This is a genomic window from Candidatus Brocadiia bacterium, from assembly GCA_041658285.1.
Classification (GTDB): domain Bacteria; phylum Planctomycetota; class MHYJ01; order JACQXL01; family JACQXL01; genus JBBAAP01.
In genome coordinates this window covers 259400-276112 of record JBBAAP010000001.1, presented here as the reverse complement: position 1 = coordinate 276112, position 16713 = coordinate 259400, and the positions used below count along the sequence as shown (strand labels likewise).

The 16713-nt window shown below is 51.6% G+C and carries 14 protein-coding genes; 7 read left to right on the top strand and 7 right to left on the bottom strand.

Translation table 11 applies throughout. The features are described from left to right. Positions 1–30: 30 nt before the first annotated feature. Positions 31–951, top strand: a complete 921-nt coding sequence (locus WC980_01175; GenBank protein ID MFA5793671.1) for a hypothetical protein — start codon at positions 31–33, stop codon at positions 949–951. 149 nt (positions 952–1100) lie between these two features. Here the strand turns inward: WC980_01175 and sppA are convergent, their stop codons facing one another. From sppA to WC980_01140, 7 genes are all read right to left on the bottom strand, one after another. Next, positions 1101–2150, bottom strand: coding sequence for a signal peptide peptidase SppA (gene sppA / locus WC980_01170; protein MFA5793670.1), 1050 nt, complete (start codon positions 2148–2150; stop codon positions 1101–1103). 47 nt (positions 2151–2197) lie between these two features. After that, the gene (gene groL / locus WC980_01165) at positions 2198–3820 is read right to left on the bottom strand and encodes a chaperonin GroEL (GenBank protein MFA5793669.1); all 1623 of its coding nucleotides are present in this window, start codon (positions 3818–3820) and stop codon (positions 2198–2200) included. An 88-nt stretch (positions 3821–3908) separates the two neighbouring features. After that, positions 3909–4196, bottom strand: a complete 288-nt coding sequence (locus WC980_01160; GenBank protein MFA5793668.1) for a co-chaperone GroES — start codon at positions 4194–4196, stop codon at positions 3909–3911. A gap of 44 nt (positions 4197–4240) precedes the next feature. Continuing rightward, on the bottom strand, positions 4241–5986 hold the full coding sequence (gene groL / locus WC980_01155) for a chaperonin GroEL (protein ID MFA5793667.1): 1746 nt from the start codon (positions 5984–5986) through the stop codon (positions 4241–4243). A 27-nt stretch (positions 5987–6013) separates the two neighbouring features. After that, positions 6014–6829, bottom strand: a complete 816-nt coding sequence (locus WC980_01150) for a ribonuclease Z (protein MFA5793666.1) — start codon at positions 6827–6829, stop codon at positions 6014–6016. Between the two features lie 99 nt (positions 6830–6928). Further along, complete coding sequence (locus WC980_01145) at positions 6929–7984, bottom strand: peptidylprolyl isomerase (GenBank protein ID MFA5793665.1); 1056 nt, start codon at positions 7982–7984, stop codon at positions 6929–6931. Between the two features lie 48 nt (positions 7985–8032). Continuing rightward, entirely contained in the window at positions 8033–8464 is a 432-nt protein-coding gene (locus tag WC980_01140) for a hypothetical protein (protein MFA5793664.1), read from the bottom strand. A gap of 92 nt (positions 8465–8556) precedes the next feature. Between WC980_01140 and WC980_01135 the strand changes: the two genes are divergently transcribed. The 6 genes from WC980_01135 (at position 8557) to WC980_01110 (ending at position 16667) form a co-directional block, all read left to right on the top strand. Then, positions 8557–9426, top strand: coding sequence for an NAD(P)H-hydrate dehydratase (locus tag WC980_01135; GenBank protein MFA5793663.1), 870 nt, complete (start codon positions 8557–8559; stop codon positions 9424–9426). An 87-nt stretch (positions 9427–9513) separates the two neighbouring features. Further along, on the top strand, positions 9514–10050 hold the full coding sequence (locus WC980_01130; GenBank protein MFA5793662.1) for a hypothetical protein: 537 nt from the start codon (positions 9514–9516) through the stop codon (positions 10048–10050). A 42-nt stretch (positions 10051–10092) separates the two neighbouring features. Continuing rightward, positions 10093–12753 (top strand): pyruvate, phosphate dikinase, encoded by a 2661-nt coding sequence (gene ppdK, locus WC980_01125; GenBank protein MFA5793661.1) that lies wholly within the window; start codon positions 10093–10095, stop codon positions 12751–12753. 80 nt (positions 12754–12833) lie between these two features. Continuing rightward, on the top strand, positions 12834–13430 hold the full coding sequence (locus tag WC980_01120) for a DUF502 domain-containing protein (protein MFA5793660.1): 597 nt from the start codon (positions 12834–12836) through the stop codon (positions 13428–13430). A gap of 140 nt (positions 13431–13570) precedes the next feature. After that, on the top strand, positions 13571–15316 hold the full coding sequence (locus WC980_01115) for a DUF2339 domain-containing protein (protein ID MFA5793659.1): 1746 nt from the start codon (positions 13571–13573) through the stop codon (positions 15314–15316). Between the two features lie 13 nt (positions 15317–15329). Next, the gene (locus WC980_01110; protein ID MFA5793658.1) at positions 15330–16667 is read left to right on the top strand and encodes a DUF3999 family protein; all 1338 of its coding nucleotides are present in this window, start codon (positions 15330–15332) and stop codon (positions 16665–16667) included. Positions 16668–16713 lie beyond the last annotated feature (46 nt).

Sequence of the window (16713 nt, the reverse complement as noted above, 5' to 3'; positions counted from 1 at the left end):
AATTAAATAATATAAAATACAGGAGGAATTATGTCAGAAGAAACCACAAAGAAATTCCCGCGCTGGCCGCTTTATGTAACGTTAGGGATAGGTTTGCTTATCGGTTTTGTCTATTCGTTTGGAATGCTTATGGCCGTGACCAGCCGCCACAAGACCAAGGATGTCGGTTCATTCAAGATGGAATACAGCAACCGGGGAGAGTTTTATGAGGGTAAAGATGCCATCATAAACCTTTTGGTTACTTCAGATAATAAGCCCAAGGATGTGAAGCTGGCCTATTACAGCCTTAACGTTGAAGAAGCCCGGCCGACTATGGTTTTCAAGACGCCGGCGCCCAAAAAACCGTTTAACCTGGCGCCCATGTACCCGGCCGGTAATACGGGATTTTATACGGCAACCTTAGTCGGGATGAAAATGGATGAGCAGTATTATTTTTACATTATCATGACCGATGATGCCGGCGCCAGCCACATTTATCCCAAAGGCGCCGATGCCCCGGACGCCAAGATAGAAAATATTACTTTCCGAAGAGAGAGTGTTTTGTGGGTGACCGCGCTTCATATCGCCATGATGGTCATGACCGTATTGTTCCTGCTGCATATATTATATTACGGGTTGATGCATCTGGCTACCAGCCAATTCCCGATAATGAAGGCGGTTCTTTCCTCGTTTTGGGCTAACCTGTTTTTCTTCATTACCAGCTTCCCGATAGGATGTTACGTAGCCTATGTTGCCTACGGTCGGCCCTGGACCGGCATACCCGAGGTGATGGACCCTAATGACGTGGATAATAAGAGCCTGATGATATTCGTCTATTGGGTGGTTATACTGATACTTATCAAAGGTGTAGGCAGCGGCAAGAACAAGATATCTAGCAAGGCCTTTGCGGTGTTGAGCATTCTGGGCTCTATCCTGACAATCTACTTCTTCCTGAGCGGTGGCCATAATTAGTGCCAGTAGGAGCGAAGCGACGTACTGGCACTTATCCAGTTATTTCAAAGAAATAACTGGGTTAGAGCTAGCAAAGCGAGTTACTGGTTTTTATCCCATACACGAAGTGTATGGGGTTAGGCCACTTCGACCGAAGGGAGTTAGTGGTATTAATATGTCCACAGATACATGAACCTGGGCGTATCCATTGAAAGTCCGGAATTTTCAGGCAGCAGGCTGATAGACGGTTTTAAATTCTGCATTTCTGAAAGGAACAGCTCGCCGAACGACCAGCGTTTTTTATAGCGGATTACCCGGGCATTAGTCAGGTTGGCCAGCTTCTTGGTCGCTTCAAATGCGTCATTAAAGTCACCCAGTTCATCGACCAGCCCGTGTTCGAAAGCCTGTTGTCCCGTATAGATGCGGCCGTCGGCCAGCTGGAGTATTTTTTCCTTGTCCAGGTTCTTGCGTCCCTCGACTACCACGGATACGAATCGGTCGTACATCTCCTTGATGATGGCTTGGGCAATCTGTTTCTCCTCATCGGTTATCTGTCGAGTGGGTGAGAACATATCCTTCTTGGCGCCGGATTTGAAGATGACTTCCTTGACGCCGATTTTCTTGAAGAGCTCTTCCATATTAATCAGCCCCATAATCACGCCGATACTGCCGGTGATGGTTGTCGGCCGGGCGACCACCCGGTCTGTAGCCATAGAGATATAATAACCGCCCGATGCGGCTACGCTGTCCATGGAAGTGATGATTTTAACTTCGGGACGTGCTTTTTTGAACCGCAACAGTTCGTTATAAATCTGGTCGCTTTCGGTTATGCCGCCGCCCGGGCTGTTGACTTCAAGTATAATCGCTTTGACATCATGGTCATTCTTGGCCATTTCCAGGGATTCCATGACCGTGCTGACCGGGTCTAATCTCTGGTTGAACATCGATGGAGCTGAATCTCTTATAATTGGGCCGGACACGGTGATGCAGACTATCTTGTGGTCGGCCGAGTTGTCGCCGTGAACGAAGGTTTCATTGAAATCGCTTTTGTTATACTGCCCGACGCTTCCGACTTTAGCTGCTAATGCGATAAGCAGGATAAAATTACCCAGTGCGCTGAATACCAGCAGTATGCCCAGGATTATTGATATCCAGAAGCTAGCTGTTTTTCCTTTGCGTATTTCGGGCTGGATCATCCCGGTATTTGTGGTATCGTTCATATAATCCTCCGTTCGGAATCAGTTAGTCCCGCTTGTCGGGATGATATTTACTGGATACTGCCTTCGATAGTTTTTTCCTTCTCCTTGAAATCGGTGATTAATGTCCGTGAAGAAAGCATCAGTCCGGCGATGCTCGAAGCATTCTGGATGGCGCTTCTCAGGAGCTTGGTCGGGTCGACGATACCGGCCTTGATCATATGGGTATATTCGCCCGAGAAGGCGTCAAACCCGATGGGGTCGTCATCCTTTGATTTCTCTTTGAGGTCTTCCACGATCATGGCGCCGTCGCGGCCGCTGTTGTCGGCAATCTGGCGGAGCGGTATTTCCATTGCCTGGGCTACGATAGTTATGCCCATACGTTCGTCCGGGTTTGATGTTTTCTCTTTCAGGTCTTCCAGCGCCGGCAGGCATTTTAGGTAAGCCAGTCCGCCGCCCGGCAGATAACCTTCATCCCGGGCCGCTCGAGCCGAGTTTACCGCGTTTTCAATGACCGATTTCTTCTCTTTTATCATCGTTTCCATCAGCGCGCCGACCTTAATGACCGCTACGCCGCCGACTAATTTAGCCAGCCGTTCCTCATATTTTTCCCGGTCATAATCCGAGGTGGTGGTTTTAATCAGGTTGCGTATCTGAGCCACGCGTGCCTCGATTTTCTTCTTAGCGCCGGCGCCTTCGACGATGTAGGTATTGTCTTTATCGATTTTGATACTTTTAGCCTTGCCTAGGTTATTGACCGATATTTCTTCTAGCTTAGCTCCCAGTTCCTCGGAGAAGAACTGTCCGCCGGTGACTATGGCGATATCTTCCATAATGGCTTTCTTGCGGTCTCCGAAAGCCGGCGTCTTGACGGCGCAGCATTTCAAGCTGCCCTGGAGTTTGTTGATGACCAGGGCCGTAAGCGCCTCGCCTTCGATTTCCTCGGCCACTATTAATATTGATTTTCCGGTCTGGACCACCTGCTCCAGAAGCGGCAGCATTTCCTGCAGATTGGTAATCTTTTTTTCGTAGAGCAGGATATAGCAGTCGTTCAAGACGCAGGTCAGATTCTCCGGGTTGGTTACGAAATACGGCGAGATGTAGCCCTTGTCAAACGATAGCCCTTCGGTGAATTCCAGGGTGGTTTCCCGGCCTTTGCCTTCATCGACCGTAATCACGCCTTCTTTGCCGACTTTAGTCATCGCTTCGGCGATAAGCTTGCCGATTTTCTCATCCCGATTGGCCGAAACGGTAGCAATATTCTGGTAATCTGATTTTTCGGTGGCCGGTCTGGACATTTCTTTAAGCGTGTCTACTATTGTGGACGTGGCTTTTTCTATGCCGTTTTTGAGCCCGACCGGATTAGCGCCCGAAGTCAGGTATTTAAGTCCGGATTCGTATATGGCGTAAGCCAGCAGGGCCGAGACAGATGCGCCGTCGCCTATGACGTCGGAAGTTTTGGAAGCGGCCTCGCTGATCATTTTGCTTCCCATGTTCTCGAACGGATCGGGTAGTTCTACCTCTTTAGATATGGCATTGCCGTCCTTGATGATTTCCGGGTTACCGAACGACTTATCCAGCAGGACGTTCCGCCCGGTCGGGCCAAGGGTTATTCTGAGTGTATCGGCCAGGGACTTGGCGCCTTTAAGTATTTTTTGGTGCGCTTCGTAATCGAACATTAGTTGCTTAGACATAGTTTACTCCTTCAGGTTCATGGGTTTACGAGTTCATAAGATAGTTCATTTTCGAGCCGATGAACTCGTTACCCGCAGACTTTTATTATTATTCTATCCGGGCCAGGATTTCGTCTTCCTTCATTATGATGTAAGTTTTCTCGTCGACCTTGATTTCTGTTCCGGCGTATTTGCCGAATATGACGGTATCTCCTTTTTTTAGGATCAGAGGAGCTTTTTTACCGCTGGTCATAATTTTACCGGAGCCGGCCGCTACGACCTCGCCCCTCTGGGGTTTTTCCTTGACTGTATCCGGCAGGATGATTCCGCCGGCAGTGGTAGTTTTTTCCTCAAGTGGTTTTATCACGATTCTGTCTTCTAACGGTCTGATATTCATATTTAATCTCCTTTGACCCCCGGCTAATGGCGGGGAGAATAATTTTAATCCATACCCATTCCGCGCATATCCATGCCACCCATATCGGGCATACCACCCATATCGGGCATACCACCCATTCCGGGCATTCCACCCATACCAGGCATACCGCCCATGCCGGGCATTCCGCCCGGAGGCATCTGCGGTCCGCCCCCATTTTTTTCCTTGATATCGGTGATTGCGGCGTTGGTGGTTAAAAGCAGTTCAGCTACGCTGGCCGCGTTTTGTAATGCAGTCCGAACTACCTTGGTGGCGTCCAGGATGCCTGCTTCGGTCATGTTGCGGATTTCGCCGGCTTGGATATCAAATCCCCAGTCTGGTTTAGTGGATAAGTTGAGTTTGCGTCGTATTGATGACGGTTCGCGTCCGCTGTTTTCAATGAGTTGGCGGAAGGGCAGTTCCAGGGCTTTTCTGATGACCTCGACGCCAATCTGTTCGTCGCCTTCGAACTTAAGTTTATCCAGCGCGCTGGTGATACGGAGCAGCGCAATTCCGCCGCCCGTGACTACGCCTTCTTCCAGGGCCGCCTTAACGGCTGACAGTGCCGACTCAGCCCGCTCTTTCTTGCCCTTGAGTTCGGTTTCGGTGGACGCGCCTATGTTTATCTGTGCGATTCCGCCGCTGAACCGGGCCAGTCGTTCCTGGAGTTTTTCCCGGTCGTAATCGGAATCGCTTTTGGCCATCTCTGACCTTATTTTTTCGGTACGTGCTTTAATTTCCTTGGAAGTTCCGGCGCCTTCGACGATGGTGGTATTTTCCGAATCGATAATGACCTTGCGGGCTGTGCCCAGGTATTCCTTAGGCAGTTTCTTGATGTTTACGCCCAGGTCTTTGAATACGGCCTTGCCGCCGGTCATTATAGCGATGTCTTCAATCATTTCCTTCCGGCGGTCGCCGTAACCGGGCGCTTTGACCGCGGCGCATTCCAGCGTGCCTTTAACTTTATTGACGACCAGCGTAGCCAGGGCATCGCCTTCAATGTCCTCGGCGATAATAAGAAGCGGGCGTTTTTCCTTGATGAGCGACTCCATCAGCGGGATTAAATCATTCTGGTTGGAGATTTTGTCTTCGTAGATAAGAATGTATGGGTTGTTCAGGATAACTTCCATCTTTTCCTGGTTAGTTATGAAGTAGGGCGACACGAAACCGCGGTCGAATTGCATACCCTCGACGATTTTGACATCGGTTTCGGTGCCTTTGCCTTCTTCGATGGTAATGACGCCGTCGGCCAAGACCTTGTCCATGGCGTCAGCTATGAATTTCCCGATGACCGGGTCGTTGCCGGCCGCCACAGTGGCTATCTGGTTGATTATTTTGTTGGTTTTGCTGCGTTCGACCTTGACCGGTTCTGATATCTTTTTAATTTCTTCGGTCAGTTTGGCGACAGCCTTTTTGATCCCCCGGCCTATGGCCATGGCGTTGCCGCCGGCGGTGACGTGTTTGAGCCCTTCGGTGAATATCGCACCGACCAGGATAACGGTAGTGGTTGAGCCGTCGCCGGTATCGTCATTTGTTTTAGAGGCGGCCGCTTTGACCATCTGGGCTCCCAGATTTTCTTGCGGGTCAATCAGATCGATTTCGTCTGCTACGCTGGCCCCGTCCCGGGTAACGGACGGGCTGCCCCAGCCCTTGTCAATCATCACCGCCCGTCCGGCCGGGCCATAGGTGTATTTAACCGCCCGGACCGTTTTGTCTACGCCTTTTTTAAGCAAAAGCCGTATCTGTTCATCGAAAACTACATTCTTTGACATGTTGATTCCTCCTATTAATATAAAATATTACAGTTTAAAACTCTTGAAATCCAATGCTGTTTCCACTTTGCCGGGCCAATGACTATGCACCTGATTGGTAATGTTATGTTCGTCGCAGACCGGATAAAGATGGGTCAGAATAAGCTTTCTCGGGTTTACTTCGGATGCTATCCGGGCCGAGGTCAGCGGTCTGAGATGGTAGGGCATAGCTACTTCATCCGGAGCCGAGGCCTCTAAGACCAGAACATCGGAGTTCTTGGCCAGCCGTACGATGTTCGGGCAGTATTCAGTATCGCCTGAATAAACCAGGCTTTTTCCGCCAGGAGTTGTCAGCCGATAACCTACGCTGTACTTTTCGTGCTTCATCTCAGATGATTTGATATTGAGATTGCCGACTTTGAAGGAACTTTCCAGTACTTCTTTAAGTGTCAATTTATAGGTAGTGGGTACGATCCACTTATAATAGAGGTTAAGGATATTCCGGTAGAATTTATTCAATCCCTTAGGCGCGATGATTGTCAGCGGGGCGGTTCGAAATCCGGTTTTATGGCTATTAATGAACTTTTGTGTTGCTCGGGTCAGACCGTTTTTTAAGGGCGATGTTATCTGGTAACGGGCTGTGAACAGGAACGTAATCAGGTCGCTGGTATGGTCCGGGTGAAAATGGGTATAAAGCAGGTGGCTAATCTGATGTGAATTGATGCCCAGCTGAGCCAGCTGCCTTAAGGCGCCGGGGCCGGAGTCCATAAGCAAACGGATGTTACCTGACTCAACCAGTATCCCGGGCGAAGCACGCCGAGTATAAGGTATCCCTGTTCCGGAACCAAGAAAAGTGACTTTCATAGACACGTTATAGTAATCAAAATCAGGCATTCTGTCAAGAAAAATTCCCAGACTGCCGCAGAGTTTATTATACAAGCAGGCGCAAAGAGAGGGACCTGTTTATTTGCCGGATGGCGCTGGTTCAACCACCGGCCTGGTCTGGACGGTAACATTCTTGATTACCATATCTTCCAGCGGCCGGTCTGGCGTTTTACCCTGTGATCCGCTGGTCGGGGCATTTCCGATGGTTTCCAGCACGTTGATGCCTTCCAGTATCTCGCCGAATACGGTGTAATTTCTATCCAAGTCAGGTCTTGCTTCCAGACAGATGAAAAACTGACTGCCGCCGCTGTCGTTGCTCTTACTTCTGGCCATTGAAAGCGTTCCCTTGAGATGCTGACGCTGGTTAAATTCGCCTTTTACATTATATCCCGGACCGCCCCGGCCGGTTTTTTCCGGACAGCCGCCCTGAATCATAAAATCCTTGATGACCCGGTGGAAAATCAGGTTATTATAGAAGCCCTTCCTGGCCAGTTGGATGAAATTTATTACATGGTTCGGCGCGTCCTCAGGGAAGAAACGAAGGGTCATATTGCCTTTGTTGGTTTCGATAGTAGCGGTCACTTCGTTGTTGTTTGATTTCATACCGGCCTTGGCCGCATCCTGGGCCGGCGGCAGGGATGCGAATGAGGCTACCTCTGAGTTGACAGTGTTAGGCCCGCCTTTATAAAAAGCTTTGGCTGTCCATCGCCCCTGTTTTATGGCCGGAATGGAAAATGTTATCTTATTTGTGCTGCCGGGCAGCCCGAACTTATCCAGAGTTATTTTTTCCATCTTATCGCGGGAATGCTCGTAAACAGAAGGATTTATAATGGTATAAGTGAAGCTGTACGGTTTACCCTGGTCCGGCGTATGGGATAGTTCGAACGAAACCGAGTCAACATCCAATATCGGCTTGATAACATCGGTCTTTTGCTGGGAAAGGTTGGCCAAAGTAAAGTTTATGTCAACATTTTCGCCCAGATTGACCATACTCTTGGGAATTTCTATGGATACTTTAAGAACCGGTGTTGTTGTTTTGATATTAGCGTTATCGTTTTCTTCGCTGTGGATATTCATATAAAATCCTCCGATGAGTACGGCTATTACGGTTGCTATGGTTAATCTTTTGAACATATAAATTCTCCTTTCAGTAAAAATATTATCAGCGGATGCAATCCGGAACTATTGATATGCTTCTTCCTCCAGATGGAGGATGGTTTTTAATTCCTCGTCTATCTTATATTTTATTATAAGGATGCCGACGCCATAGCCTATGGCAGCATAGATAAGTGTATTGATGAGGTAAACAATAAGATAGGGCAGGAATGAGTTGACATTATCGGCCTGTCCGATCAGGCTGACAAACAGGGCGCCCGGGATTTCCAGTAATCTGATAATCCAATCGGCGCTGTTGGGTTGCAAAATGCTCAGGTTAAAGTTCCAGACGGTGACAGATAAAGCGAATATTACATGGAGCACGCCGAAGGTTATGGCCGTCTTCATCGGATAGGCGGACGGTGAGGGCGGTGCCGCGGGCTCCGGTGCCTTTTTTACCTCTGGCGCCTTATGAGCGGCCGCTGATATACGGCTTTTACCTGGAAGTTTCATTGCCATAATTTAAGTTCCCATTTATAGCATATTTGCATTAATGTCAATAAAAAGTTGATTTTCCAAATGCAAAATATAGAATACGTATAATAAAAAATATGAAACTGATAGATACATTACCCGAAATGCCTTGCCGTCGGCCCGACTGCCATAAGGGCGATAACGGCAAGATACTGATGGTGGCCGGTTCTACCGGTATGTCCGGCGCGGCCTACCTCTGTTCTATGGGTGCTTTGAGGTCCGGCGCCGGGCTGGTCTACCTGGCCGTGCCTAAATCACAGCAGCCTATCCTGGCTTCCAAACTGACCGAGGTTATTACCTTTCCGATGCCCGAGACCTACGACGGCACCTTTGCTTATAAAGCCAAAGAGCGCCTGGTTTCTCTGGCTAGGGATATTGATGTTGTCGTGGTCGGTCCGGGCATATCGCGCAACAACGAGACCATCAAGCTGGTTCAGGATTTCCTGCTGGCCTGCCGGAAACCAGTAGTGATTGACGCCGACGGTCTTAACGCCATATCCGATGCTGAATATATTCCCAGGATGGTCAAGTCCATAGCTAATTCCATTATTCTAACTCCGCACGCCGGCGAAATGGCCCGTCTGATTAATAAGTCCGGCGCTTATGTCCAGCACAACCGCCAAAAAGTATCCGTAGAAACCGCTAAGAAACACCGCATTATCATAGCCCTCAAGGGCTATCAGACCATAGTCACCGACGGCAAGCGTATTTACATTAATGATACCGGCAACCCGGGCATGGCTACGGCCGGTTCGGGCGATGTCCTGACCGGAATCATCGCCGGTTTACTTGGCCAGAAGCTGCCCGATTTCCAGGCTACCCAGCTGGCTGTCTACCTGCATGGCAAGGCTGGAGACCTGGCCGCCAAAGACCTCGGCCAGCACTCGTTGATAGCCTCGGACCTCTTAAAATACCTGACCCGTGCGATGCGGACTTTATCTAAATAACCATTTGAATATAAATAGCTTTATTAGTTAAACCTATTGATTTCTCTTGACATCAGGCTTAATGGCTATACAATCAGCCAGTTAATTATGAAAATTTACCAAATAATATTATTGGTCGCGGTGTTTCTTATTATGCTGCCGGGCGCTTCCTGCCCGCCCCGGCCGCCGATTGCCCCGATTGAGACGCCGGAAAAGAACCTGCAGATATTCCGTGATGCCCTGGAAAAGGAAGACTACGGCACGGCTTATTACTGTATGTCGGAAAATACCCGCAGCCGCTATAAATACGGCGATTTCAACATGATGATGAAATGGACCATTTTCGGAGTGCTTATCCGGAGTTTGATGATAAACTGGGAAACGCAATCAATCGATTATTATAACGAAAAGGACAGTCGGACTGGACTAGACGTTCAGAAAGCCAAAGTAGTTCTGCGGCATTGGAAATATCCGGAATATTCCAAGACATTTACTTTCGTGTATGAGCCGGCATCGGCTGAGACCAAGGCGCTGGCCTGGCGGGTTGATTTCACCCTGGCCGGCATACTGGAAATGCCCCAGGAGGACGAGGACCGCTTGTTCCCGCCGCCAACTAAAAATGCAACCACGAAAGAAGGCGAATAAGCATTAATTGTGTACTTTATAATAAGACTATAGGAGAAAAAAATGGTTGACAGTAAAAAGTATTTGTATTTCTTCGGCGGTAAGAAGACCGAAGGCAAGGGTGCGATGAAAGACATCCTGGGCGGCAAGGGCGCTAACCTAGCCGAGATGTCCCGGTTGGGCGTGCCGATTCCTCCGGGATTCACCATATCCACCGCAGTTTGCCGCTTGTATTATGAAAGCGGCCAGAAATTCCCGCCGGCCCTGGAAAAGACATACATTAAATATATCCAGATGCTCGAATCGGCCACCGGCAAGAAGTTCAGCGACCCGGTCAATCCGCTGCTGGTTTCGGTCCGTTCTGGCGCCAAGTTTTCCATGCCCGGTATGATGGACACCATCCTTAACGTCGGCATGAACGACCAGACCGTCGAAGGGCTGGCCAAGCTGACCAATAACCCCGATTTTGCCTATGACTGCTACCGCCGCCTGCTGATGATGTTCGGTGAGGTGGTTTTAGAAATCGAATACGCCAAGAACCTGGGTATGTCCGAAGGCAGCAATAAAGATAAGGTTGCCAAGCTTAAGAAACTGATACTGGAGCGCTCAGGCAAGCCGTTCCCGCAGGACCCGCTGGTCCAGCTGTCGATGGCCCGCGACGCCGTATTCCGTTCCTGGCGCAATCCCCGGGCCAACGCCTACCGGGCTATGTACAAGATACCCGAAGAAATCGGCACGGCCGTAAATATCCAGACCATGGTTTTCGGCAATTTGGGCATGACCAGCGCCACCGGCGTTGGTTTCACCCGCAATCCGGCTAACGGAGAGAAAAAGTTCTACGGCGAATACCTGACCAACGCCCAGGGCGAGGACGTGGTGGCCGGCATCCGTACGCCCCAGCCGATTACCAAGCTGGCTGACGAAATGCCCGAGGCCTTCAAGCAACTGCGCGGTATCACCGACCGCCTGGAAAAACACTACCGTGACATCCAGGATTTTGAATTCACCATCGAAAAAGGCAAGCTCTATATGCTCCAGACCAGGAACGGCAAGCGTACCGGCTACGCCGCCATGCGCATCGCCGTGGATATGGTCGAGGAAAAATTGATAAGTATTAAAGAAGCCGTTTTAAGGATAGAACCGGACCAGATTAACCAGGTCTTGCATCCGATATTCGATTTGGAAGCAAGGAAAAAGGCCAAGGTCATCGCCAAAGGGCTTAACGCCTCACCCGGCGCGGCTTCCGGCAAGGCAGTGTTCAACGCCGTTGACGCCGTGCACCAGGCGCAGAAAGGCGAGCGGGTGGTGCTGGTCAGGATGGAGACGTCGCCGGACGACGTCGAGGGCATGATAAAGGCCAGGGGCGTTCTGACCGCCACCGGCGGAATGACCTCGCACGCCGCCGTGGTCGGCCGCCAGATGGGCAAGCCCTGCGTGGTTGGTTGTTCGGTCATCAAGGTCAGCGAAAAGCATAAGAGATTTACTTCCGGCAACGTTACCGTCAAGGAAGGCGATTTCATATCCATTGACGGCTCGACCGGCGAGGTGTTTCTGGGCGACATCAAGACCAACGATTCGGAAATAATGCAGGTGGTCAAGGGGACTCTGGCGCCTGAGAAATCAAAGATGTTCCAGGATTTCAACAAGCTCCTGAGCTGGGCCGACAAGTTCCGCACGCTGGGCGTCGAAGCCAACGCCGACATCCCGCGCGACGCCGATATGGCCATAAAATTCGGCGCCATGGGCATCGGCCTGTGCCGAACCGAACATATGTTCTTCGCGCCGGACCGCCTGCCCATTGTCCAGGAAATGATTCTGGCTGAAACCGAAGAACTCCGCCGCAAAGCGCTGAACAAGCTTTTGCCACTGCAAAGAGACGATTTCTTCAGGCTCTTTGACATAATGAAGGGCTATCCGGTGACCATCCGGATGATAGACCCGCCGTTGCACGAGTTCCTGCCCAAGCGCGAGGAATTGATGGTTGAAATCACCACCATCAAGTTCGAAGGCAGCCGCGAACCTGATGAAATCGTGGCCAAGGAAAAACTGCTCAAGCGCGTCGAAGAGCTGTCCGAGTTCAACCCTATGATGGGCCACCGTGGCTGCCGGCTGGGCATCACCTATCCGGAGATAACCGAGATGCAGGTCCGGGCCATTATCGAGGCCGCCTGCGCCGTGGCCAAGAAGGGCAAGAAGGTCCAGCCCGAAATAATGATTCCCATAGTCGGGCACGTCAACGAAATCAAGGACCAGAAGGCCATCGCGGTCCGCGTGGCCGAACAGGTAATGAAAGAGCAGTGCATCCGGGTCCATTACAAGGTCGGAACGATGATAGAAATCCCCCGGGCGGCGCTGACGGCCGAGAAAATCGCGCTCGAGGCCGAGTTCTTTTCGTTCGGCACCAACGACCTGACTCAGATGACCTTCGGTTTCTCGCGCGACGACGCCGGCCGGTTCATCAAATACTACGTAGCCAATAAAATACTTCCTTACGACCCGTTCGTCAGCATAGACGAAGACGGCGTCGGCCAGTTGATAGCTATGGCCGCGGCCAAGGGCCGCAAAGCCCGTAAGGGCATCCGCATCGGCATATGCGGCGAACACGGCGGCGACCCGCAATCCATCCATTTCTGCCATAAGGTCGGACTGGATTACGTCAGCGCTTCGCCTTACCGCGTGCCTATCGCCCGGCTGGCGGCGGCGCATGCGGCGCTTAAAGAGTAATAATTAACCACAAAGGCACAAAGAGCACGAAGGTAAATTATTCTTTGTGTCCTTAGTGTCTTTGTGGTAAAGGTAAACCTATGAAAAAAATGCTCGGTTACTTTATCAAAGGCCTGTTGTTCATCGTCCCGATAGCCGCTACGGTTTACGTGCTCTATCTGGTCTTTAACTGGGTTGATGGCCTTTTGCATATCCCTCTGCCCGGTGTTGGGTTTGTAGCCACCATTCTGCTGGTCACGGCGGTGGGGTATTTGCTTTCGGGCATTTTTGCCGGGAGCATATTGAACCTGATTGACAGGGCCTTCAAGCACATCCCACTGATAAAACTGATATATACATCCATCAAGGACCTGACCGGCGCCTTTACCGGAGAAAAGAAGATGTTTGACCGCCCGGTGCTGGTATCTTTATCTTCTGAGTCAAGTGTTAGAGTATTAGGCTTTATCACCCGTGACGACCTGGCCGAGCTGGGCCTGTCTGCGTCCCGCCCAACGGGACAGGCAGGGTTGGACCTTAAGGACCACGTCGCGGTCTATGTGCCCCAGGCATATAACTTCGCCGGCAACCTGATAATAGTCTGCAAAGACCAGGTCACGCCCATAAACAAGAACGGCCCGGAGGTGATGAAGTTCATCGTCTCGGCCGGTATCAGCGGCAGTTCTGCAGACGCTAAATAAGCTCGTTAGTGACAGTTCGAGCGAAGCGAGTTATCTGCCACGTTATCCCGACTATTCCGTCGGGACAATAAGTTTAATCCCAGTCAAATATGGTTATATTTCGTTGACAATTACCTCATTCGGTAATAAATTACCCGCATATGGCAGACAAACCCTTTGATGAAAACCTGTCCCATCGGATTGACGAGCTGGCCGAGCGCCTGGCCCGGATAGAAAAACAACTGGGCATCGAAAAAGCGCCTGAGCCGGCGGAACAAGCCCAAGTGGAAACGGTCGTAGCCAAGGTTATGGAATCACAGCCGACCACGGTTACAGCCGAGCCCAAGCCGGCCGGCGATAGCATCGAAACCAAAATCGGAATGAAGTACGCCAACTGGATAGGCATCTTCGCCCTGATTATCGGCGCCGGGTTCTTCCTCAAATACGCCTTCGACAATAAATGGATAGGCGAGACCGGCCGGGTGGTACTGGGCATCATCGGCGGGTTGGGACTGATAACCATCGGCCACTTCGCGGTATTACGCAAGTTCCGCGGGCCGGCCTTCGGATTGATGGGCGGCGGGCTGGCCATACTTTACCTGTCCGTCTTTGCGGCATTCTCCTTCTACGGCTTGATAGGGCAGAGGCCGGCCTTCGGATTCATGATACTGGTCACGCTCATAGGCATAATCCTGTCGGTCCGGTATTCGGCCGCGCCCATCGCCGTGCTGGCTCTTATCGGCGGATTCCTGACCCCGATAATGCTTTCCACCGGCATCGATAACCAGATTGCCCTGTTTTCCTACATCGCCATTCTTGACATCGGCATCCTGGCCACGGCCTATTTCAAGCGCTGGAAGTTTCTGGATTACCTGGCATTTTTCTTCACCATCGGTCTGTTCATCGGCTGGGCCGCCCAGCATTACCATATTGAGAAACTGCCCCGGACCGAGTTATTCATGTCCCTGTTCTTCCTGATATTTGCCTTCCTGTCATTCTTCTATAATATCGTTAATCGCAAGAAGACCGGCTTCGGCGACCTGTTCTTGCTGATATTTGTGCCGTTCCTGTATTACGGCGCCAGTCTGGGCCTGCTCTGGTCAGATTACGAGGCCTATATGGGCATATTCACCCTGCTGATGACCGGGGTTTATATGGGCCTGGGCCGTCTGGCCCAGATGCGTAATAAAGAGGACAAATACCTGGTGCTGATTCTGTTGGGCATCGCCCTGACCTTCCTGACCCTGGTCGTGCCCATCCAGCTGTCGCACAAATGGATAACCATCGCCTGGGTAGTTGAGGCCGTCGGCCTGGTATGGATAGGCTTCCAGACCGGTTCCTGGGCCACCCGCGTCGGCGGCATCCTGATTCTGGTATTCCTGGTATTCATCCGGCTGGCCGGATACGAATCGATGAACGTCAACGCCGTCGGCTTCATGGCTATCATCAACGAGCGATTCATCACCTTCCTTATAGCCCTGGCTGGATATCTGGGCGCGGCTTACATATATATGCGGCGCGCCCCGGCCCGGACCGAACGCAATGTTATGGTGCCGCTCTTGCTGGTGCTCAGCGTCGGCCTGGGATTCTGGATGATGACTATGGAGACCGTGGCCTGGTACCGCTATTGCGGCAAGGTGTTGCCCGAATCGATGATGCTTCGGACTCTTTCGGTCGAATGGGCCGTTTACGCGCTGGCGCTGTTGGTCATCGGCATCGCCCGGAAATCGGCGCTGGTCCGCTGGCTGTCCTTTGTCATGTTTGGCGTCACCATCGTTAAGGTCTTCCTGTTCGATATGGCCGGGCTGGAGCCGATATACCGGATAACCTCGTTTATGATACTGGGCATTATCCTGGTCGGGGTGTCGTTCTTGTACCAGAAGTTTTATAAGCGCCTGCAAAATTAACAAGGAGTCAGTTATGCTCAAACACACCACACTTAAAAAAATATCATTGATATGCCTGATGCTGGTTGCCGGCTGGGCGATGGCTGAGTTCAACGTCAAGGACTGGCAGTATTGCAAGCCTGTCGAAAACCCGGGTGGCGGCGCCGCCGGTTATGCCGGCATAACCGTTGACCGGGAAATATTCGCCGGCGCTAAAAGCGACCTGTCCGATTTGCGGATAATCAATAACCAGTTCCAGGAGACGCCCTACAAGGTCTTCGTTAACGCCCAGTCGGCGCAGGAAACCGATGTTTTAGCCAATATGTTCAACCGTTCCTTCGTGCCGGCCGAGCAGACCGTCTTTACGATGGACCTGGGCCAGGACATCACCCAGCGGCGCAACAACAGCCTGCGCATAGAGACCAAGGAGCAGAACTTCAGGAACCGGGTCGAGCTCCGGGCCAGCAACGACCAGCAGACCTGGTATATGCTCCGGAACGACTGCTACATCTTCGACTTCACCACCAACGATTACAAGTCGGCTTACACCGCGATGGAGTATCCGGAAAACGACTACCGCTACATCAAGGTCAGTATTATGGGGCAGGGGCCCAACCCCTTCGACGTCAGCCGGGCTACGGTGCACCGCAAGCTCAGCAAGGATGCCGAGGAATATTACCTGGCCGACATCAAAATCATCAGCCGGACTGCCAACAGCGTTCTTAAGGCCGGCGAGCTGATAGTCGATACGGGCAGTATCGGCCAGCCGAATTACCGGATGGAGCTCAAGCCCACCGGCGAGAACTACCACCGCCGGGTCGAAGTGCTAGGCGCCGACGAATTGGTGCCGCCCGCGCCTAAGGACAAACGCACCCCGCCCCAGACCGAGGTCTACTGGAATTCGCTCGGCTCCGGCTACATCTACGATTTCAACACCGCCCAGCTGATAACCCGGCAGGGCAAGCTGGGATACCGCGAAAACGGTTATCGCTATCTGAAGGTGCTGGTCTATAACTACGACGACCGTCCGCTGGAATTCCCGGACGGCTCCGTCAAGGTGGCTGGGGCGGTGCGCCGTATAGTGTTCGACTGCAAGACCGGCGCCGGGTATACCATTTATTACGGCAACAACTGGGCCCTCCGGCCTGTTTACGACATAGAAAAACTATTGCCTTATATGGGAGCAGTCCGGCTGAACGAGTTGAGTCTGGGCAAAGAGGCCAAGAACGCCCGATACCTGAACCTGCCGCCGGAACGGCCCTGGTCCGAGCGCAACGCCGTGCTGATGTGGGTGGTGGTTATCGTGGCCATACTGGTGATGGGCTACGCCATCGTCAAGTGGTCCAAATCCATCAAGCCGGAAGAACAATAGAAACTGACTCGATACGCCGGCGGATAAGCCGGGGAACGCGGGTTAA